Here is a 20,747-nt window from a genome sequence, read left to right on the forward strand (position 1 = left end):
GGCGGGTTACCGGCGCGCTTCCTTCAGTCGCTCGCTCCAGGCCGATATCTGCGTCTCGATCACGGTCTGGTCCGCCACGACACGGACCTCGAGAGCCTCAGCTGCCTCGTACTCGATGCCAATTCGCCTGGAAGCTGCGAGCTGCGTCCTCACGAGGTCGAGCAGCTCGCTCGGGCCGGTGACCTTGAACGCCGGCACGGACGAGCTGCCGGTGAGCGCCGCAATCTGCTCGACCAGCGATCCGATCGCCTTGTCGCGGACCGCGTCAGCGAGGAATGGCAGCAATATCCGCGCAACGGAGCTCGCGATGTTGGTCTCGATCTCGCGGCAGGCGGCCTCGAAGCCGCTGACGATTGCGACCGCCTGCTGGTCCGACCATTTGGCGCGCTCCTCGCCGAGCCGGATCGCGCTGCGGACGCGCTCCTCGGCGAGCTTGGCATCGCCTTCCGCAACGCCCGCCGCATGGCCGCGCCGGTAGGCGTCGTCCAGCAGATTGGTAGCCGGGGCTTCCGCCTTCGGCGCCGGCGGCGGTGACTGCGGCACCGGCTGCGGCTGAGTCTGAAGCTGCGGCTGAGGTTCTCGCGCCGCCTCCTTCGGCCTGGTCAACAGATCCTGGATCCTGGGCGGTGGAGGCGGTGGTGACTTGGCCCGGCCGTTCGCATCGAACTGCGTCAGGAGCTTTCCGATTGCCGCGTTCATGCCGCCTCCTCGCGTCGCATCCAGTCTTTAAGGATCGCTGCCGCCTGCGCCTGATCGAGCCGAACGATCTGCTCCAGCCGCTTCTGCGGCGTCCGCTGCATCTTGCCTTCGAGGTCCTCGACGAGGTTGAGCTCGGGGTCCTGACTTTCGGCGAGCGCAAGGGCGGCGGCAGATTCGAGCTCAGCGGCCTCGGCGGCCTCCACCTGCTCCTGCGCCGCGCGATGGGTCAGAATGCCGTTGACCGCCGGCCGCAGCCCGAACCAGACCAGCATCGAAGCAACGGCCAGGATCGTCACCGCGTTGATGACGCTGCCGAGCTGCTTGTTGATCATCTCGACGAAGCTGATCGGGGGCACCGGCGCCAGTTCGCGCGAGCCCTCGATGAAGTCGACCGCCGTCACCTGGATCTGGTCGCCGCGCGCCTTGTCCAGCCCGCCGGCCGTCGCCGCGAGCTGGCTGATCTCGGCGAGCTTGCTGTCGACGATGGCCTGGTTGGTCTTGTCGCCGAGATCGGCGACCAGCCGCGCGCGATTGACCAGGACGGCGATGAAGAGCTTCTTCACCGAATAGCCGTCGCTCACCGTCGTCGTGGTCTTGGACGAGACCTCGAAATTGGTGACGTCCTCGCGGCGGGTCTTGTCCTCGCTGGAGTTCTTGCCGCCGCCGGCGTTCACCTGCTGATCGGGAAGGTTCTGCTGCACGGTCGTCGGCGTCGAGCGGTCGGCGTTCTGCGACGATTCCTTCTCGCGCACGTTCCGCACCGAACGCTCGGCACGGCTCTCCGGATCGTAGACGGTCTCGTTGATCTGTTTCTTGTCGGTGGAGAGCTGCGGCGCGACGCTGACCTCGAAATTGTCGAGGCCCAGATACGGCGTCAGCGCCTTGCGGATGTTCTCCTGCACCATGCCGCCGACCGTCTTCTGAAGGCTCGCCATCTTGGTCGGCGCGGCGCTCGCCTCGTCCTCTTCGGCGAGCAGCATCGAACCGTCAGCATCCAGCACCGTCACCTTGTCGCGATTCATGCCTGGAATGGCCGCGGCGACGAGATGACGGATCGACTGCGCCGTGCGCGCCTCGATCGCGCCGTCGGTGCGCAACACGACCGATGCCGAAGGCGGCTGCTGCGTCGCGCGGAACGAGCCGCGCACCGGCAACACGATATGCACCCGGGCTGCCTTGACGCCCTTCATCAATTGCACCGTGCGCGCGATCTCGCCTTCCAGCGCCCGGAGCTTGGTGACCTCCTGCATGAAGGATGTCAGGCCGAGCGAACCGATCTTGTCGAACAGTTCGTAGCCGGAATTGGCGCTGGTCGGCAGCCCCTTCTCGGCGAGCAGCATCCGCGCCTGCATGGTCTGGCTCGGACGCACCGAGAGCGCGTCGCCGGCCGTATTGATGTCGAAAGTGATGTTCTGCTCGCGCAGCGCCGCGCCCATGCGCGTCACGTCCTCGCGGGTGAGGCCGGTATAGAGCGTCTCGAATTCGGGCCGGCTCAGATAGTACGCGCCGCCGACGACGGTGACGAGAACGGCAAAGCCGATCAATCCCAAGGCCATCAGGCGTCGCGGCCCAAGCTCCAGCAGATTGTTGAGCAGTTGCTGTACCTGCGCACGACTGAGCATATGACCTCGTACCAATGCGAACATGGAGGACACTCCGCTGCCAACCTTGTCTGAAGGTTGCGCGAGGACACGATTGTGTCAGTTCGCAGGCACGGCGTTGCAATTTTAAAACGAGATTGGGCGGCGACGCGATCAGCTTGGCTGCAATAGGCCGATCGGGCACATGGCCACGCGATCGGCTGCGGGTGTTGCGAGAAGTCTGAACTCAGGCGGTCGAATTGCGGGCACGTCTTGTGCCGCCACATCCGCCGCTTACGGCGGGGACCGTGCTCCCTGAGGGAGCACGGTCGTTTTCGAAAGCGCCGCTTAGCCGCCGCGGAACAGCGACAGGATGCTCTGGCTGTTCTGGTTGGCGATCGAGAGCGCCTGAACGCCGAGCTGCTGCTGGGTCTGGAGCGCCTGCAGGCGGGTCGATTCCGCATTCATGTCGGCGTCGACGAGCTGGCCGACACCGCGGTCCACCGAGTCCATCAGGGTCTTGACGAACTCGGTGTTGGTCGAGATGCGGTTTTTGACGGCGCCGAGACCGGCAGCGGCCGAGGCCACCGAGTTGATCGCAGTGGTGACCTGCGAGATGTACCCATCGAGCGTGGTCTGGTCAGCCGCCGAATCGGTCAGCGCCGAGATGTTGATCGTGTCGACCGACGCGCTGCCGCTCACCGTGTCGAGGATGCCGCTCGTGCTCGAGGTGTAGAGCGAGTAGTTGGCGATCGTGAGCGTTATGGACCCGATCGTGGGCGTGCCGCCGACGCGCGAGAACGACGACACCAGGTTGAAGGTCGCCGGAGTGGAAGCGTTGGTGCTCAGCCAGTTCACGCCGTTGAAGGTTGCCGCGTTGGCCGTGCCCTTCATCTGCTGCTGGATCTGAGTGATGTCCGCCTGGATCTTGGTGCGGTCGATACCGGCGGTCTTGGCTTCAACCAGGAGCGCCTGGAGCTTGGTCAGGCCGCCGGTCTTATCGCCGACAACCGCGGTCAGAGCGGTATATTCGGTGTCGACGGTCGCGGCCGACAGACCGAGCGAGTCGGAGACGGCGGAGAGCGCGGCATTATCGGCCCGCATCGACGTCGCGATCGACCAATAGGCAGCGTTGTCCGACGCAGTGGCCACGCGCTGGCCGGTAGAGATCCGGTTCTGCGTGGTGGCGAGCTGCGAGCTGACGTTGCGCAGGGTCTGCAGCGCAGTCATTGCAGCGGAGTTGGTAAGGAGGCTAGAGCCCATTTTGATGTCCCTTTAGAGATTGAATGAGATTGGGGACATACCGGACTTGCACCGGTACGAGAGGGCGGCGTCATGCCTTTGGGCCGCGCAAAAGCGGATGGAGGGCCCAACCTGTCGTAGCGGAGAGGTTAGCGGCCGAAGCTTGCGCGAGGCTTGTGGCGCTGTGCCCCGGCTGCAACAGGGCGGCCCGAAATGACGACGTGCGCGCGGCGTCGCGCCAAATGGAAGGGCCGCGCTTCGCAGAAGCGCGGCCCTCCTCAGATCGTTTTGCGGCTTAGCGGAACAGCGACAGGATGCTCTGGCTGCCGTTGTTGGCGATCGAGAGTGCCTGAACGCCGAGTTGCTGCTGGACCTGGAGAGCCGCCAGACGAGTGGACTCCTGGTTCATGTCGGCGTCGACGAGCTGGCCGATACCGCGATCCACCGAGTCCATCAGCGACTTCACGAAGTCCGTGTTGGTGGAGATGCGGTTCTTGACCGCGCCGAGGTTGGCGGCGGCGGAAGCCACCGAGTTGATCGCACCGGTGACCTGCGCGATGTAACCATCGAGCGTGGTCTGGTCGGCCGCCGAGTCGGTCAGCGCGCTGATGTTGATCGTGTCGACCGACGCGCTGCCGCTCACCGTGTCAAGAATGCCGCCCGTGCTCGCGGTGTAGAGCGAGTAGTTGGCAACGGTCAGGGTGATGGAGCCCGTGGTCGGCGTGCCACCGACGCGAGAGTACGACGACACCAGGTTGACCGTCGCCGGCGTCGAGGCGTTGGTGCTCAGCCAGTTCACGCCATTGAACGTCGCCGCGTTGGCCGTGCCCTTCATCTGCTGCTGGATCTGGGTGATGTCCGCCTGGATCTTGGTGCGGTCGATACCGGCCGTCTTGGCTTCGACCAGCAACGACTGGAGCTTGGTCAGGCCGCCGGTGCTGTTGCCGACGACCGAGGTCAGAGCGGTATATTCGGTGTCGACGGTCGCGGCCGACAGACCGAGCGAGTCGGAGACGGCGGAGAGTGCGGCGTTGTCGGCGCGCATCGAGGTCGCGATCGACCAGTAGGCGGCGTTATCCGAGGCGGTGGCCACGCGCTGGCCGGTGGAGATCCGGTTCTGCGTGGTGGAGAGCTGCGAGCTGACAGACCGGAGGGTCTGGAGCGCGGTCATGGCGGTCGAGTTCGTAAGCAGGCTTGACATTGCGAATGTCCCTTTATGTACGCGTTACATTTTCATCAGGGGACATACCGGGCTTGCACCGGTACGACAGGGCGGCATCATGCCTTTGGACTGATGTGGGTGAGGTCCAACCCGCCGTGACGCATTGCTAGCACGTCGAATCTTGCCGCCGGATTAAGGCCGGCTTGAATTCCCAAGCAATATCATATGGTTAATATTACTTTCCGCTAACCATAACGAGTCGACCGATGATCGCCGCGGTTACGAGAACGAGCGCACCAGTCCGGAGGCGAGCAGATTCCAGCCGTCGATCAGCACGAAGAACAGCATCTTGAACGGCAGCGCGAGGATCGTCGGCGGCATCATCATCATGCCCATCGACATGGTCAGCGTCGCCACGATCATGTCGATCACCAGAAACGGCAGGATGATGAGGAATCCGATCTCGAACGAACGCCTCAGCTCGGAGATCATGAAAGCCGGAATGATGACGCGCAAATCGACACGCTTGTCGTCGAATTTCTTGCGGAAGCTCTCCGCGGCGAGCGACTCGAAGGTCTGCAGATCCTTGTCGCGGACATGGGCCAGCATGAACTCGCGGAACGGATCCGTGATCTTCAGATAGGCCTGCTCTTCCGAGATCTCGTTCTTCATCAGCGGCTGGACGCCGGTCTCCCAGGCGCGATCGAAGGTCGGCGCCATCACGTAGAAGGTCATGAACAGCGCGAGGCTGATCAGCACCAGATTGGCCGGCGTGGTCTGCAGGCCGAGCCCGGCGCGCAGGAACGAGAGTGCCACCGCAAATCGCGTGAAGCTCGTCACCATGATGAGCAGTCCCGGCGCCACCGACAGCACCGTGATCAGGGCCATCAGCTGGATGATCCGGCCGCTGGTCGAGCCGTTTCCGGGCGGCAGCAGCGAGTTGAGATCAGGAATCTGGGCGAGCGCCACTTCGGGCAGCACGACCATGATCAACGCGAGCAGCAGGACTTTCACTCTCACTGGATCACCAACGTCTCAATGATCAATTCGCGGACCTTGCCCGACGAGCGGATGGCGGCGCGCTCGGTCAGGTCGTCGCGCAGATGCTGGAGCCCGCGCGATCCCTCGAACTGCGCCACCGAGGCGGACCGCAAGTAAGTCACGATATCCTCGCTGATGTGGGCGGCCAGGATGCCGGCGTCCTCGTCGCTCATGCTCTCGGTCACCATGGAGGCTTCGATGCGGGCCCAATTGTTGGCCGGCGCGGCGAGATTGGTCACGATCGGAGACAATTTCCTGAGCCGCGCGCTGCCGGCGTAGCTCGACGCAAGCGGCGGCGGGGTCGCGCTCTTCTTCGCGTCGGCGACGCGCTCGGCGGTCGCAAACAGATGCAGGCCGGCCAGCGCTCCCGCGCCGATCGCGACAAGGGTCAGCACCACGATGGCCGCAATCAGGCGCATGACGTCCCCTGCCCTCGCCCGGCCCTGCCGGCAGGGCCTTCAGAATGGTGCCACGGCGTCATAGATCCGATGCCCCCATCCAGGCTGCTGCACGTCGGACAGATTTCCGCGACCGCCATAGGAGACGCGCGCCTCGGCGATCTTCTCGTAGGAAATCGTGTTGGTGCGAGAGATGTCGCGCGGGCGTACGATGCCGCCGACGTTGAGCACGCGCATCTCGGTGTTGACGCGAAACTCCTGCGAGCCGCTGATCATCATGTTGCCGTTCGGCAGCACGTCGGTGACGATGGCGGCGATCGACAGCTTGATGTCCTCGGTGCGGTCGATCTGGCCGTTGCCCTTGATCTGGGTGTTGGTGCTGAGGTTGGCGTTGGTGGAGCCCTTGTCCTGCCATCCAGCGACGTCCATCAGCCAGTCGAGCCCGAACTTGACCTGCGAGTCGCGGGAGCGGCCGGTCTTGTTGTCGAGCTTGGCCTTGTCCTGCATCGAGATGATCACGGTCACGACGTCGCCGGTGCGCCGGGCGCGGGGATCGCGGTAGAGATCGGTGCCGTCGTCCCAGGTCGAGCGATAGCTGACGGGCGTGCGCATGCGCGGCGTCACCGGGATCGGATCGGCCTGGGTCCTCAAGCCGCTGCCGACCGGCGACATTTGCGGGCCGGTGAGGATTTCGGCCGGGTCATGCAAGCACCCCGCCAGCAGCACGGACGCCAGGACGAGCGGGAGGATGCGGATCGGCGTCTTCATCTATTTGGTCTTTCCGTCATCCACGCGGCGCATTCCGCCCAGCAGGTCGGCAAGGTGTGCCGCGCGTGCCGTCTCCATCTCGTTGAAGATTGCGCTCGAGCTCCTCGGGCTGAGCTTGGCGAGCACGGCGGCGGCGGTCTCATCCGCCATGCCGGCGATCTGGGTCGCCGCGGCTTCGGGCTTCATGCGCGAATAGATCTCGACAACGCTCGCTTCGGCCTTCTTCAGGAAGTCGTCGCGGAGTTCCATCCACTTTTCATATTCGGCGCGCTTGGCCTCGACCTCGGCAATCCGCTCGCGGAGCAGGGTCTCGGCCTTCTGCAATTCCTTGAGCTGCCAGGCCAGCCTCGCATCAACGGCGGGATCGGCGACGTTGCTGCAGAACAGCGCGACCTCGTTGTCCGCGGACGCCGCGGCCTGCGGCGGCGCGGGTTTCGGCGGCGCCGTGACGCTGCCGGGCTTGACCAGTCGGGCCGGTGCAGGCGTGGGTGCGGGCGCAGCCGCTTGCGCAGGCGCAGGCGTTTCGGACGCAGGCACCGCGCCGGTGGCCGCGGGGCCCTGATCTTCGGCGGCCCATGCGGCCGCCCGGATCGAGGCATTGTCGCTTGGCGGCGCCGTGACCGGCTGCGGCTTCTGCGGCCCGGCCGCGCGGGCGCGCGCGAAGGAGAGCAGGTTCAGCGGCTTCGAGGGCCTGGCCTCGTCCAGGGCGAGCACGGGCGATGCGCCCGCGAGCATCGATGCCGCGACCAGCAGGAGGAGTTTGGCTTTGTGATCCAGCTTCAGCATCGGGCCGCGCGCGATTCTCGCTTCAGACCTCAGCATTGAGCGACCAAGCTTGCACGACGCTTATGCATCATTGCACGATGACATCGGCCTGGAGCGCGCCGGCGGTCTTGATGGCCTGAAGGATCGCGATGATGCCGGACGGCTTCAGGCCGATCTGGTTCAGCCCGCGCACCAGGCGCTGCAGATCGACCCCGCTGAGGATCGCCACCTGCGACCCGGCCTCGTTGGCCTCGACCATTGTCTGCGGGACGACCACCGTCTGGCCTCGCGAGAACGGCGCCGGCTGCGACACCACGGGCATCTCCGTGACACGGACCGTCAGATTGCCGTGCGTCACGGCAACGGTCGATATCCGCACGTCGCGCCCGATCACCACCGTGCCGGTGCGCTCGTTGATCACCACCCGCGCCGGCGTGTCCGGCTCGACCGTCAGCTCGCCGATCTCGGCAAGGAATCGGACCGGGCCGATGTGGCGCGGTTTCGACAGCACGATGGTGCGATAGTCGCGCTCGAAGGCGATCTGCGCGCGGTAGCGTCCGCCGGCGTATCGGTTGATGGCGTCGAGGATGCGCGTTGCGGTGACGAAGTCGGGGTTCTTCAGCTCAAGCACCAGGAACTCCATCTCATGGAGACTTCCCTGCACCGCGCGTTCGACGAGCGCCCCGTTCGGGATGCGCCCGGCCGTCGGCGTGCCCTGGCTGACGTTCTGCGCCTGGCCACCAACGTTGTAACCGGCGACGGTGATCGCGCCCTGCGCCACCGCGTAGACGGCGCCGTCCGCCGCGCGCAGCGACGTCATGACCAGCGTGCCGCCGAGCAGCGAGGTGGCATCGCCGAGCGACGACACCGTGATGTCCATGCGCTCGCCGGGCCCGATCGAGGGCGGCAAGTCCGCAGTCACCATCACGGCCGCGACGTTGCGCGTGCGCAGCGTCGTCGGACGCGGGGGATTGGTGGTGCTCGTGGTCTCGTTCCTGACGTTGATGCCCATGTTCTCGAGCATCGATTGCAGGGATTGCTCCGTGAAGGGAGCGTTGCGAAGCGTGTCGCCGGTGCCGTTGAGGCCGATGACGAGGCCGTAGCCGACGATCTGGTTTTCGCGCAGCCCCTTGATGTCCGCGATGTCCTTGATGCGGACGGCGGCATGGGCGCTGACGGCCGAGAGCAGCAGGACGAGCGCAAGCAGGAGCCTGGTCATGAGCCGTCCACGACCTTGACGGTGCCGTCCGGCTGGACGACGCCCCTGATAACCACCCCGGTATCGGTATTGCGCACCGGAATGAGCGCGCCGGCCGCGCCGGACTGCATCGCCGAGCCGTAGGTGACGATGGACAGCCCGCTGTCTTCCACCACGACCTTGACCATGGCGCCGCGGGCGACCGTCCAGGGATCTTCCACCGCATTGCTGGGAATGGGCTGGCCCGGCAACAGCGCGCGCCGCGCCATGCGGCCAACCAGGACCTGGCGCCCTTCGATGAACATGGCAACGCCGAGCAGGTTCGGCGCGAAGGCGCGTTCGATGATCATGTCGTCCCGGATCAGCTCGCCGGCGCGGATCGAAACCGCCGGCACGGGAAGCCGCTTCTCCTCGGCGCCAGCAAGGCGCACTGAAGCCAGAATCAGCAGCACGGCGGCCAACCCGCGCATGATCAGGCCCAGCCTGTTCAACATAGATACACCGGACCTAGCGCATGCCCTTCGAGACCGTCTGGGCCATTTCATCCGAGGCCTGGATGACCTTGGCATTCATTTCGTAGGCGCGCTGCGCCGAGATCAGCTCGGTGATTTCCTTGACCGGATCGACGTTCGAGGCTTCGAGATATTTCTGGTTGATCTTGCCGTAGCCGGCATCGCCCGGCAGCCCGACGACCGGCGTGCCCGACGCCGTGGTCTCCTTGTAGAGATTGCTGCCCAGCGGTTCGAGGCCCGCTTCGTTGGCGAAATTGGCAAGGTTGAGCTGGCCGATCTGCCGTGGGTTCACTTCCGTGTCGAGCTTGGCAAACATCTGGCCGGTGGCGTTGACCGTGACCTCGACCGTCCCCTGCGGCACCGTGATCGCCGGATCCAGCAGGTAGCCGTCGATCGTGACGAGTTGTCCGTTGGCATTGGTGTTGAACGAACCCGCGCGGGTGTATTGCACCTCGTTGTTGGGACCGAGCACCTGAAACCAGCCGCGGCCGTTGATCGCGAGGTCGTAAGGGTTGCCGGTCTGCGTCAGCGCGCCCTGGATGTGCAGCTTGCGGATCGCCGCCGACTTGACGCCGAGGCCGAGGTTGGCGCCTTCCGGAATCGGCGAGGAGCCGTTCACGTTGGCCACGCCCTGCATGCGGTCCATCTGGTAGAACAGATCGGTGAATTCCGCACGCGCCCGCTTGTACGACGTCGAGTTGATGTTGGCGATGTTGTTCGCGATGACTTCGATGTTGGTCTGCTGGGCGTTCATGCCCGTGGCCGCAATGGCAAGCGATTTCACTTAACCCACTCCTTCAGATCAAATCGACATCCGGACGACTTCTTGGTAGGCCTGCACGACCTTGTCGCGAACCGCGACCGCCGTCTGCAGGGCCTGCTCCGCCGACATCAGCGCTTCGACGACGCGCCGCGTCGATTCCTTGCCCTGCATCGCCGAGATCGACGCCGCCTCGCCCGCCTTCAGCGTCCCGATTGCATCGGTCGTCACCTGTTTCATCACCGATTCGAAGCCGACATCGTCTCCGGACTGGATTGCCGTCGTCGCGGCGGGCGAGATCGCCTGCGTCTCGGTCGCGCGGGACGCCGCCTGCCCTGCGGCGACCGCCGTGGATGAAATCGCCTCAAGCATTGTCAGCTCCTCAAGAGGTCGATGGTCATGCCGAGCATCGACCTGACCTGTTTCACGACCTGGAGATTGGCTTCATAGGACCGGTTGACTTCGCGCATGTCGGCCATCTCGATCATCATGTTGACGTTCGGCATCTTGACGTAGCCGGCCTTGTCGGCGGCGGGATGTCCGGGATCGTACTCGACGCGGTAAGGCGTGGTGTCGACGCCGATCTCCTTGACCTTCGCGAGCTGCGAGCCCGAGGCACGGTCCATCGCGGCATCGAAGGTGATCGTCTTGCGCTGATAGGGATCGGCGCCGGCCGTGCGCCCCGTCGAGGTCGCGTTGGCGAGGTTTTCCGAGACGATGCGCATCCGCGTCGATTGCGCTTCGAGCCCGGAGCTCGCGACCGTCAGGGAAGCGCTCAGTGAGTCCAGCATGTCAGTTCACCTCAGGCCTTTGCGCTCGACAGGACCATGCGGTGGAACGACCGCACGATCGCCGAATTCATCGAATAGTCGCGGTTGACGTCGCTGCCCTTGATCATTTCCTGCTCGAGGCTGACGGAGTTGCCGGAGTGAACCACGTCCCAGCTGTCCTTCTTCGCGGTTGCGCGCGTATCGGTCTCGGCCGCGGACAATTGCAGATGCGAGGGCGACGTCGTGGCGAGCCTCACCGGCATGCCGTCGAGCACCTTGTTGAAGGGCTCGACGTCGCGTGCCCTGAAGCCCGGCGTATTGGCGTTGGCGACGTTGGTGGCGATGGTCGACTGGCGGAGCTCGAGGTAGCGCGCCTGCGACGATGCGAGTTCGAAGAGATAAAGCGGTCCCACGACAGCCCCGTTCTGGTCCATTCGGGAGAAGCCTAGGGCGTTAAGCTTTCGTCAAGCTGTTGGGCCGGACGTTGCTCGGAATTCTACTGGACCTTCTCGGCGCGCGGCGCCTGCTTCGACTGAAGGAAGTAGATGATCTCGGCGACCGGCCGGAAGAACTCAGCCGGAATCACCTGATCGACCTGGACGGCCTCGTAGAGTGCGCGCGCCAGCGCCTTGTTCTCGATCACCGGGATCCGATTCTGTTCGGCGACCTCGCGGATCTTCAGCGCGATCACGTCCATGCCCTTGGCCACCACGAGGGGCGCGGGATTTTCCTCGCGGTTGTAGCGCAGCGCGATCGCGAAGTGCGTCGGGTTCGCGATCACCAGCGTCGCGCGCGCGGCGGAGGCAATCATCCGCTGCCGCGAGCGGTCGCGCGCCAGCGAGCGCAGGCGGGCCTTGATCAGCGGATCGCCCTCGGCCTGCTTGTGCTCGTCCTTGATCTCCTGCTTGGTCATGCGCAGCTCGCGCCGCCAGTGGAAGCGCGCCCAGGCGAGATCGATCGCGACCAGGATGATGGTCGCGATACAGATCGCCGAGACGATCCGCATCGCGATGTTGAGGATCATCTCCGGCAGCGCAACCGGATCGGTGTACATGGCCTCGAACGCCTTCGCCTCCGACGAGCGCAGCACGAAGACGACCACGGAGGTCACCGCGGCCAGCTTGAACAGCGACTTGGCGAACTCGACCAGTCCGCGCGTTCCGAAGATCCGGCTCCAGCCATCGACCGGAGAGATGCGCGACAATTCCGGCTTGATGCGCTCCAGCACGAAGCGCGGCGCATTCTGCAGCAGCGAGGAGGCGAGCCCGAATACCATGAGGACGACGACCAGCGGCACCAGAAAACGCAGCGCCTGGAGACCGACCACGGTGAGCAGGTTCTGCGCGTCCGCGCCGGTGGACAGCGGGAAACCTTCGGGATCGTCCAGCAGGCTCGTCAACGTCGGCGTCAATTGCTGCACGCCCTGACCGATCAGGAACGCCTGAATGACCATCAGCGCGGCCATCGAGGCGAAAATAGAGGCCTCCCGAGAGACCGGGATCTTGCCCTGTTCGAGCGCATCACGGACTTTCTTCTCGGTCGGTTCTTCTGTTTTGCTCTCCTGATCGGATGTTTCTGCCATGCCCGTTCAGCGGTCAGCGGAAGACCAGCTCATCCTCCTGCTCGGGGTTGAGCTCGATTTCGCCCTTTTCCGCGAGTTCGAGCGCGAGATCGGTGATCACGCGCCGCGCCTCCAGCACGTCGCGCTGGTTCGAGGGCTCGCCGATGGCGAGCTCGTGCTCGACGACGCGGCGCACGCGCGATGCGACCGAGGACAGGATCAGTTCGCGGAAATGCTTGTCGGTTCCCTTCAGTGCGATGACGATGCGATCGGTCGGCACCTGGTCGAAGATCATGGTGCGCGCCTTCGGCGTCAGGTTGACGACGTCGTCGAAGGTGAACAGCAGCTCCTTCAGAACCTCGGCCGACTTCGGCCGCTTTTCCGACAGGCTCTTCAGCATGTCCTCGATGTGGCCGCGCTCCATCTTGTTGATGATGTCGGCGACGCGGGCGTAAGTATCGGCGCCGAGATTGCGGGCGAAATTCAGCGTCAGATCCTCGTGCAGCGTCTTCTCGAGCACCCTCATGGCGTCGTCGGCGATCGGCTTGAGGCTCAGCACGCGCCGCATCAATTCGTTGCGCAGGCTCGAGGGCAGCTGGCTCATCACCTTGGCGGCGCAGGCCGGCTTGACCTTGGACAGGATCAGCGCCGCGGTCTGCGGATGCTCCTTGGACAGATAGCTCGCGAGCGAGTTTTCAGAGACCGACGAGACGCGGTCCCACACCGACCGGCTCGAATTGCCGAGCAGGTCCGACATGATCTGCGAGACCTGATCGGCCGGAAGCACGTCACCGAGCACGGCCTCGAGACCGCCCAGCGTGCCGAGGATGTTGGCGCCCATCGAGAACTGCTGGGCGAACTCCTCCACGATCCCCTCGAGCTCCTGCGCCGTGATCGGCCGCAGCTCCGCTGCGGCCTTGGTGACGATGCGGATCTCCTGCGGCTCGAACTGCTGAAGCACGCTTGCGGCCGCCTGCCGGCCCATGGCCAGGAGGAGCGCCGCGACCTTTTCCGTTCCCCCCAGCGTGGCAACGCCTCGCTGCTTGATGGGGGCGATGCCGACCTGTGCCGCCATGGTCAGCTATCACCCTGCCCCAGCGGTCCGACGATCTCCGTGAGCGAGACGCCGAAGCGGGAATTGTCCTCTTCGACGACGACCACCTCGCCGCGGGCGACGATGCGGCCGTTGACGACGACGTCGACGGGCTCGCCGACCCGGTGGTCGAGCGGAACCACCGCGCCGCGGCCGAGCTTCATCAGGTTCGCCACCGGAATGGTCGCTGATCCCAGCACCACCTGCATGGTGACCGGAATACGCAGGATGGCATCGACATTGGCGAACTTGCCGCTCTCCTCCGCCGTGCGCGCGGCGATCTCCGCCAGCCGCTCCAGCGGAGTCGTGTCGGTATGCCCCTCGTCGGAGGCAGGTGCTCGCGTGGCAGAGTCATAGTCGAAGGATTGCGCCATCTGGTATCGCCTCTTGGTATTTCCGCTCCCGGAGCGCCTCGACGTTCCGATCGTATTGGTCTTGCCGGCTCCGGCTTCAGTGCTTGTTCACTTCGGTGCCGCCTGCGGTCGCGGCCGGCGCAAGCCCGGTGCGGGCGTCGAGCGCCGCGATCGCCTCTTGGGCCTGATCGATCTTGGTGGTCAGCACGTTGGCGAGCCGCCCGAGATTTGCGGTGGAATCATGCGCCGCGGTGATGACCGTGTCGAAGGCGCCCGCCGTCTCGTGGACGATGGTGGAGAACTCGCCCTGGTAGCTGCGCAGCCGCGCCAGCTCGCGGTGCATCCGGGTCACCCGCATGCTGGTGAAGGCGAGCGCAATCAGCAGCACGGCATCAACGAGATAGGATATCATCGACGAACTCCCGTTTCTGATCCACGGGATCGGCCACCTGCATGGCGTAGTAGCCATCAAGCTGACCGATCTGACACCAGAACAGCACCTGACCGTTGCTCTCGAGCCGGGCCAGCGTGCGCGGCGTGGCCTCCAGCTCGAGCACCTGCCCGATCTTGAACTTCACGACGTCCTCGAGCGAGATCATCTTCTCGTCGAGCACCGCGCTCAGCGTCACCTCGGTCCTGTGGACCTCGCTCTCCATCTGCTCGCGCCAACGCGGATCGGAAGCGCGGCCGTCGCTGACGACGACGTGGGCGAGCTTCTGCCGAAGCGGATTGAGCGCGGAGTGCGGAATGATGAGGAACATCTGGCCGCCGCGGTACAGCGCCTGCAACATGATGTTCGCGCAGATCGACATGTTGCCGCTCCGCCCGATCGCCAGCGAGGCCATCGCGGTCTCGACCCGCTCCACGCGAAAGGTGACGTTGGAGGTGCCGGCGAAGGCAGATTGCAGCGCCTTGGCGAAACGCTCGAACAGCGCCTGGACCAGCCGGATCTCGATGTTCGAGAACGAGCGCTCGACGTCGAGCGGCGGCTCGGCACCGTCGGAGCCGAACATCGCCTCGACCATCGTGAACACGAAATCGCGGTCGAGCATGATGATGATGCGCGAATCCCACTGCTCGGCGTAGAGCACGGCGGCGACCGCGTTGGCCTCGTAGTCCTTGACGATGTCGCCGACCCGGTCGTTGGTGATGCCGTTGACCGAGAAATAGCAGGGCGTTCCCGCCATTGGCTGCAGGCTGTCGGTGCACGATGCCGCCATGCGATCGAAGATCACATTGAGCATCGGCATGCGTTCGACCGATATGCCGGCGGCGTCCAGCAGGTAGTTCGGCAGCTGCTTGCGCTGATCGACTTCGACGTCTCCCATCATCATGCGCGGGCAGCCTTGGGTTCGGGTTCGGTGACGACGGCCTTGGGACCTGCGATCGTCTCGTTCTCGACGACGTCGATCGACGGGCGCTCGCTGCTCGCGATCATCTTGCGGCCGTGCTCGACGGCGATCTGCGGCATCGCGCCGTTCATGAAGGCCAGCAGCGTCTGTTTGACGATGATGTAGGGCCGGCACTTCTTCTCGCGCGTCGTCTTGATCTTGATCGCGAAGGGCGAAAGGACGCCGTAGGACAGGAAAATGCCGGCGAAGGTTCCGACCAGGGCCGCGCCGATGAAGCCGCCCAGCAGCTTCGGCGACTGGTCGAGCGCGCCCATCGCCTTGATGACGCCGAGCACCGCAGCGACGATGCCGAGCGCCGGCAGCGCCTCGGACACCGTCACCAGTGCATGGTAAGGCGTCAGCTTGCTCTTCACGATGGTGTGGATCTCCTCGTCCATCAGCGCTTCGATCTCATGCGTGCGCGCATTGCCCATGATGATGAGGCGGACATAGTCGCAGATGAACTGGAGCAGCGAGGGATCTCCGAGCACGCTCGGGAACGCCTTGAATATCTCGGAGGACGCGGGATCGTCGATATGCGCTTCCACCTCGTTGCGGCCCTTGCCCCTGAGCTCGCGCATCAGGGCATGGAGCGCCCCGAGCAGGTCGAGATAGTAGCGCTCACTCGGCACCGCGCCGGTGATGGCCTGCATGCAGGCGACCCCGGTGTCTACGACCGTCTTCCACGGATTGGCTACGATGAAGGTGCCGACCGCGGTGCCCATGATGATCACGAACTCCCAGGGCTGCATGAGCACGGCCAGGTGCCCGCCCATGGCGGCAAATCCGCCGAGCAGCGCCGCTACCGTGATGAAAACCCCCACGAAACTGCCCAACACGCCGCTCCATCGCCGATCCCATCGGGAATATCTAGTCGGCGAGCCTTGCGCGAAGCTGGCTTCCCGCATCGCCAGCCTCGCGCAAGCAATTGGCGGCAGCTTGAGGCGGCGTCGCAACGGCGGCCAGAGAGGCGCGTGTCATGCTATCCACCATCGCGGACTACACCAGACTGACCAAGGACATGGGCAAGTCGCTGACGCAGGTCGCGACACAGCCGGATGTCAGCCGCGAGACCGACTACTTCCTGAGCCATATCGGCAACGTGAAGACGATCGATGACTTCCTGAAGGACTATCGCCTCTATTCCTATGCGATGAAGGCCTACGGCCTCAGCGACATGACCTATGCCAAGGCGTTCATGCGCAAGGTGCTGACCGAGGGTGTCGCGAACAAGGACACCTTCGCCAACAAGCTGACCGACGCCCGTTACCGCGAATTCGCCACCGCCTTCAATTTCGCCGCTCTCGGCAGCAACGCGACCAAGACCACCCAGGCCACGACCGGGACGGCGACCCACTATGTCACGCAGACCATGGAGCAGAAGGCCGGCGACCAGAACGAGGGTCTGCGGCTGGCGCTCTATTTCACCCGCAAGGCCTCCACGATCAGGACCGCCTACCAGGTCCTCGCGGACAAGGCGCTGACGCAGGTGGTTCAGACCGCGCTCGGTCTGCCGTCGACGATCAGCGCGGGCAACATCGACGCTCAGGCCAAGCTGATCACGAACAAGGTCGAGCTCACCGATTTCCAGGACCCGGCCAAGGTCACCAAGTTCGTGCAGCGCTTTGCGGCGATGTGGGACGCGACCCAGGCCCAGAGCGACACCTCGACCAATCCCGCGCTGGTCCTGATCGGCGGCGCGTCGGCGTCGGCCAGCATGGATAGCGACATGCTGTCGAAACTTCAGTCCATCCGGTTCGGAAAGTAGCACATGCAATCGGCCCTCTATGTGGGATTGTCGGCCCAGGTCGCCCTCGAAAAGCGCCTGCAGACGATCGCCAACAACGTCGCCAACGTCAACACGGCGGCGTTCCGCACCGACGTAGTGAAGTTCGAAACCGTGCTGTCCAAGGCGGGTCCGAACCCGGTCGCCTTCTCTTCGCCCGGCGACAACATCATCTCGCGCGAGATGGGCAACATCACCGAGAGCGGCAACCCGCTCGACGTCGCCGTGGTCGGACAGGGCTGGATCGCCTTCGCCGGCCCGAACGGCACGGTCTATACCCGCGACGGCCGCCTCCAGATCGCCCCCAACGGCGATCTTCAGACCGTGAGCGGCTTCCCTGTCGTCGATTCCGGCGGCGCGCAGATCACGCTCGACCCCAACGGCGGACAGATCTCGATTGCGCGCAACGGTGCGATCACCCAGGACAACAACGAGATCGGCACCATCGGCCTGTTCAACATTCCCGCTGACGCCAATCTGGAACGCTACGGCAATTCCGGCGTGACGCCGGACCGGCCCGCGACCGCGATCGCGGATTTCTCGCGCGACGGCTTCAAGCAGGGCTATGTCGAGGGCTCCGGGGCCAATCCCATGATGGAATTGACCAAGCTGATAGCGGCCTCGCGCGCCTTCGACGGCACCAATTCGATGATCGAGGGCACCGAGAGCTCGCTTCAGAACGCCATTCGGACGCTGGGCGAACCCGGCAAGTAGAGCGCGCCTCGCGCGCATTGAGATTGAGGTTGGACGGTTTCCTTGAACGCTCTTCGGCAACTCGAGTGGGCGCTGCTGGAGCTTCAGCAGAGCACTCCCCTGGCAAGCGTCAGCGGCGCGATCTCCGAGATCGCGCCGACGCATTTCCGTGTCTCCGGCCTGTCGCGCTTCGTCAGGCTCGGCGAGCTCATCGGCGTCAACTCGGCCGGTAAGCCCCAGATCGGCGAGGTGGTGCGGATCGACAGCGACGGCATCGTTGCCAAGCCGTTCGACCGGCACTTCGCCGGCGGCCTCGGGTCGGTCGCCTACCGGATGCCGCCCTTGTCCTTTGCGCCCGATCCGAGCTGGAAGGGCCGCGTCATCAACGCCCTCGGCGCGCCACTCGACGGACAGGGGCCCCTCACCCCGGGCTCCCTGACGGTCTCGGCAGAGGCCGACGCGCCGTCGGCCATGAAGCGCGCACGCGTGCACAAGCCGCTGCGCACCGGCGTGCGCGTCATCGACCTGTTCGCGCCGATCTGCGCCGGCCAGCGCGTCGGCATCTTTGCCGGCTCCGGCGTCGGCAAATCGACGCTGCTGGCGATGCTCGCCCGCAGCCAGGGTTTCGACACCGTCGTGCTGGCCCTGGTCGGCGAGCGCGGCCGCGAGGTGCGCGAGTTCATCGAGGACGTGCTGGGCAACGATCGTCAGCGCGCTGTCACCATCGTGTCGACCGGAGACGAAAGCCCGATGATGCGGCGGCTGGCGCCGAAGACGGCCATGGCGGTCGCCGAATATTTCCGCGACCGGGGCGAATCGGTGCTGCTCATGGTCGATTCGATCACCCGCTTCGCCCACGCTGCCCGCGAGGTCGCGCTCGCCGCAGGCGAACCCGCGGTCGCGCGCGGCTACGCACCGACGGTCTTCACCGATCTGCCGCGCCTGTTGGAGCGCGCCGGCCCGGGCGAGGAAGGCTCCGGCACCATCACCGGGATCTTCTCCGTGCTGGTCGATGGCGACGATCACAACGAGCCGATCGCCGACACCATCCGCAGCACGCTCGATGGACATATCGTGCTCTCCAGGCACATCGCCGACCAGGCGCGCTATCCGGCCGTCGACGTTCTGGCCTCGGTGTCCCGGCTCGCCCATAACGTCTGGGACCCCGAGGAGCGCGAACTGGTGAGCAAGCTGCGCGCCATGATCGCCAAATACGAGGACACGCGCGACCTTCGCCTGATGGGCGGTTACCAGTCGGGACGTGATTCGGGCCTCGACCAGGCGGTCGACATGGTCCCGAGAATCTACAGCGCGATGCGGCAGGACGCTTCGGCTCCCCCGAGCGCCGATCCGTTCCGCGAGCTCCGGGACATGCTCAAGGGCGACTAACAGGTCGAGAACGCGGGGCGCGGGCGACATGCGCCCGCTTGCCCGATGCTCGCACCTGAAGCATCGGCGTCGGCGTCGGCGATTGCGGCCGCAATGACGGTCAACAACCGACGCGTGCAATTCCTGCAAGTTCTCTCGAGCGATTCCGCCGACGCGCCATACAAGTTGTGGATGACATGCCGATACGCAAAGTCGGCCTGCACAAGCTTCAATCAATTTGCGCAGAAACACAGACAGCAAGATGAGATGCGATCAAAGTGCCGCGGCGCCGAATGCATATCGTTTGCCACCCAACGTATTGCGTTCACTATCATGTGTCCTGAAGAGCAAGATTGTCTTGAACGTTACATTCGCCTGCGACGACGTCTTGGACGCGTGAGGGTCTCTACTTGATTTTGTTGAGAAGCTCATTCATCGTTTCCGACGGAATATAAGAAACGTCTGCGTGTGACTTGAACTCAGGGGCTTCGGTTGAACTATTCCGATCCATCGTCTGCTGGCGACGGCAAACCGGGCTCCCGTGCAACCACGACACCGTTGGCATACCAACGGCGCAGTGACTCACTCCGGAGCACGCGAGCCTCACGGATAAAGATCGGGCGCGCTGCAATTCGTTCATTCGAAGGAGAGCTCGACACGACGTGCGCGGCGGACGGTTGCAATCGCTTGGTGTGCTTCGGAGCCTTCGCGGACCACAGCGCAAAGCGGCTTCGGGACGGCGCAGACGAAGTTCCGGGGACGGGGTAGATTCATGCCATTGGCGCGCGAGGCCGTCGAGCTGCTGGTTCAAGCGGCGAGGGCTTGGTATTTCGAAGGCAATCAGCATGGACTGCGCGACCGGGAATGGATGGCGCTGCGCTTTCTCGGCCGCGCCAACAGGTTTTCGCGTACGCCGTCTGCGCTTGCCGGCTTCATCGGCGCCACCAGAGCGACTGCATCGCAGATCGTGAAGACGCTGGAGAGCAAGTCCTTTCTGGTGAGGAAGCCGTCGCAGGAGGACAAGCGTTCCGTCGTCCTGCACGTCACCGCCCAGGGCGAGAAGTGCCTGAACCAGCACGACCCGATCAATCATGTGGTGAATGCGGTCACCGCGCTCGGCAACGACGAATGCGTCAGGCTGCGCGACTCGCTCCGCGAAGTCCTCAATCACCTCGACGCGGCCCATCAGCGGCTCGATGCCAGCGTCTGCCGTGACTGCATGTTTCTCGCCGAACGCGGCCCGGCCACCTCCAAGGGACGCGCAAGCACCGAATTCATGTGCCGGCTGTATCGCGCTCCGATCTCGCTCGAGGAAACCGAATTGCTGTGCACCAGTTTCGAGCGCACCCGCGACCGCCCGAAGATCGAAGAGCATCTCGACCGCGCGCGGATAGCGAGTCAGGGCTGAGGCGCGCGCAATTTCCAGGCGAGCCTATTCCTGAATACGCACGGGCGCTCTCCACATCGTCATTGCGAGCGCAGCGAAGCAATCCGGAATCCCTCCGCGGCAAGACTCTGGACCTCCCCTAAATCGGTGGACACCTATAGCTTAGGCAGCGAGAGGTGTCAGATGGCAAAACGGCAACGTCGGTCCTATTCGGACGAGT

The 20,747-nt window shown here is 64.7% G+C and carries 24 protein-coding genes; 4 read left to right on the forward strand and 20 right to left on the reverse strand.

Translation table 11 applies throughout. The features are described 5' to 3' along the window. Positions 1–6 precede the first annotated feature (6 nt). The 20 genes from XH84_RS25920 to motA form a co-directional block, all read right to left on the reverse strand. Positions 7–699, reverse strand: coding sequence for a hypothetical protein (locus tag XH84_RS25920; protein ID WP_128920231.1), 693 nt, complete (start codon positions 697–699; stop codon positions 7–9). Further along, positions 696–2,321 (reverse strand): flagellar basal-body MS-ring/collar protein FliF, encoded by a 1,626-nt coding sequence (gene fliF, locus XH84_RS25925; protein ID WP_164936359.1) that lies wholly within the window; start codon positions 2,319–2,321, stop codon positions 696–698. Before fliF ends, XH84_RS25920 begins: the two co-directional genes overlap by 4 nt. A gap of 306 nt (positions 2,322–2,627) precedes the next feature. Beyond that, complete coding sequence (locus tag XH84_RS25930; protein WP_128920233.1) at positions 2,628–3,542, reverse strand: flagellin N-terminal helical domain-containing protein; 915 nt, start codon at positions 3,540–3,542, stop codon at positions 2,628–2,630. A gap of 274 nt (positions 3,543–3,816) precedes the next feature. Further along, positions 3,817–4,722 carry a flagellin N-terminal helical domain-containing protein gene (locus XH84_RS25935; protein WP_128920234.1) on the reverse strand — a complete coding sequence of 302 codons (906 nt, stop codon included), beginning with the start codon at positions 4,720–4,722 and terminating at the stop codon, positions 3,817–3,819. A 240-nt stretch (positions 4,723–4,962) separates the two neighbouring features. After that, positions 4,963–5,703, reverse strand: coding sequence for a flagellar type III secretion system pore protein FliP (fliP, locus tag XH84_RS25940; RefSeq protein WP_126255035.1), 741 nt, complete (start codon positions 5,701–5,703; stop codon positions 4,963–4,965). Beyond that, positions 5,700–6,143, reverse strand: a complete 444-nt coding sequence (locus tag XH84_RS25945) for a flagellar basal body-associated FliL family protein (protein ID WP_128920235.1) — start codon at positions 6,141–6,143, stop codon at positions 5,700–5,702. The genes fliP and XH84_RS25945 overlap by 4 nt, the downstream gene beginning before the upstream one ends. 39 nt (positions 6,144–6,182) lie before the next feature. Then, positions 6,183–6,890, reverse strand: coding sequence for a flagellar basal body L-ring protein FlgH (gene flgH, locus XH84_RS25950; RefSeq protein ID WP_128920236.1), 708 nt, complete (start codon positions 6,888–6,890; stop codon positions 6,183–6,185). Beyond that, positions 6,891–7,676 carry a MotE family protein gene (locus XH84_RS25955; protein ID WP_164936360.1) on the reverse strand — a complete coding sequence of 262 codons (786 nt, stop codon included), beginning with the start codon at positions 7,674–7,676 and terminating at the stop codon, positions 6,891–6,893. It abuts the gene before it with no gap. Positions 7,677–7,743: 67 nt separating this feature from the next. After that, positions 7,744–8,874: a flagellar basal body P-ring protein FlgI gene (flgI, locus tag XH84_RS25960; protein WP_128920238.1), complete on the reverse strand. Its 1,131-nt coding sequence runs from the start codon at positions 8,872–8,874 to the stop codon at positions 7,744–7,746. After that, complete coding sequence (gene flgA / locus XH84_RS25965) at positions 8,871–9,347, reverse strand: flagellar basal body P-ring formation chaperone FlgA (protein ID WP_164936361.1); 477 nt, start codon at positions 9,345–9,347, stop codon at positions 8,871–8,873. The genes flgI and flgA overlap by 4 nt, the downstream gene beginning before the upstream one ends. A gap of 13 nt (positions 9,348–9,360) precedes the next feature. Beyond that, positions 9,361–10,149 (reverse strand): flagellar basal-body rod protein FlgG, encoded by a 789-nt coding sequence (gene flgG / locus XH84_RS25970; protein ID WP_128920240.1) that lies wholly within the window; start codon positions 10,147–10,149, stop codon positions 9,361–9,363. Between the two features lie 18 nt (positions 10,150–10,167). After that, a complete protein-coding gene (fliE, locus tag XH84_RS25975) occupies positions 10,168–10,497 on the reverse strand; it encodes a flagellar hook-basal body complex protein FliE (protein ID WP_128920241.1) in 330 nt (109 codons plus the stop codon). A gap of 2 nt (positions 10,498–10,499) precedes the next feature. After that, positions 10,500–10,916, reverse strand: coding sequence for a flagellar basal body rod protein FlgC (gene flgC / locus XH84_RS25980; RefSeq protein WP_097660216.1), 417 nt, complete (start codon positions 10,914–10,916; stop codon positions 10,500–10,502). Between the two features lie 11 nt (positions 10,917–10,927). Next, positions 10,928–11,329: a flagellar basal body rod protein FlgB gene (gene flgB, locus XH84_RS25985; protein WP_128920242.1), complete on the reverse strand. Its 402-nt coding sequence runs from the start codon at positions 11,327–11,329 to the stop codon at positions 10,928–10,930. Positions 11,330–11,391: 62 nt separating this feature from the next. Continuing rightward, on the reverse strand, positions 11,392–12,477 hold the full coding sequence (flhB, locus tag XH84_RS25990) for a flagellar biosynthesis protein FlhB (protein WP_128920243.1): 1,086 nt from the start codon (positions 12,475–12,477) through the stop codon (positions 11,392–11,394). A 13-nt stretch (positions 12,478–12,490) separates the two neighbouring features. After that, complete coding sequence (locus XH84_RS25995) at positions 12,491–13,531, reverse strand: flagellar motor switch protein FliG (RefSeq protein WP_128920244.1); 1,041 nt, start codon at positions 13,529–13,531, stop codon at positions 12,491–12,493. 2 nt (positions 13,532–13,533) lie between these two features. Continuing rightward, positions 13,534–13,923, reverse strand: coding sequence for a flagellar motor switch protein FliN (gene fliN / locus XH84_RS26000; protein WP_128920245.1), 390 nt, complete (start codon positions 13,921–13,923; stop codon positions 13,534–13,536). Between the two features lie 76 nt (positions 13,924–13,999). Further along, positions 14,000–14,314 (reverse strand): hypothetical protein, encoded by a 315-nt coding sequence (locus tag XH84_RS26005; RefSeq protein WP_128920246.1) that lies wholly within the window; start codon positions 14,312–14,314, stop codon positions 14,000–14,002. Then, positions 14,295–15,236: a flagellar motor switch protein FliM gene (locus XH84_RS26010; RefSeq protein WP_128920247.1), complete on the reverse strand. Its 942-nt coding sequence runs from the start codon at positions 15,234–15,236 to the stop codon at positions 14,295–14,297. Before XH84_RS26010 ends, XH84_RS26005 begins: the two co-directional genes overlap by 20 nt. Then, on the reverse strand, positions 15,233–16,129 hold the full coding sequence (motA, locus tag XH84_RS26015) for a flagellar motor stator protein MotA (RefSeq protein WP_128920248.1): 897 nt from the start codon (positions 16,127–16,129) through the stop codon (positions 15,233–15,235). The genes XH84_RS26010 and motA overlap by 4 nt, the downstream gene beginning before the upstream one ends. A 143-nt stretch (positions 16,130–16,272) precedes the next feature. Here motA and XH84_RS26020 point away from each other — a divergent pair, with 143 nt between their 5' ends. From XH84_RS26020 to XH84_RS26035, 4 genes are all read left to right on the forward strand, one after another. After that, positions 16,273–17,061 carry a DUF1217 domain-containing protein gene (locus XH84_RS26020; protein WP_128920249.1) on the forward strand — a complete coding sequence of 263 codons (789 nt, stop codon included), beginning with the start codon at positions 16,273–16,275 and terminating at the stop codon, positions 17,059–17,061. A 3-nt stretch (positions 17,062–17,064) separates the two neighbouring features. Further along, on the forward strand, positions 17,065–17,793 hold the full coding sequence (gene flgF, locus XH84_RS26025; protein ID WP_128920250.1) for a flagellar basal-body rod protein FlgF: 729 nt from the start codon (positions 17,065–17,067) through the stop codon (positions 17,791–17,793). A gap of 42 nt (positions 17,794–17,835) precedes the next feature. Continuing rightward, entirely contained in the window at positions 17,836–19,161 is a 1,326-nt protein-coding gene (fliI, locus tag XH84_RS26030; protein WP_128920251.1) for a flagellar protein export ATPase FliI, read from the forward strand. A 751-nt stretch (positions 19,162–19,912) separates the two neighbouring features. Then, positions 19,913–20,548, forward strand: a complete 636-nt coding sequence (locus XH84_RS26035; protein WP_128920252.1) for a MarR family winged helix-turn-helix transcriptional regulator — start codon at positions 19,913–19,915, stop codon at positions 20,546–20,548. Positions 20,549–20,747: the final 199 nt, after the last annotated feature.

The sequence above is a fragment of the Bradyrhizobium nanningense genome (assembly GCF_004114535.1).
In the GTDB taxonomy this organism is placed as follows: Bacteria; Pseudomonadota; Alphaproteobacteria; order Rhizobiales; family Xanthobacteraceae; genus Bradyrhizobium; species Bradyrhizobium nanningense.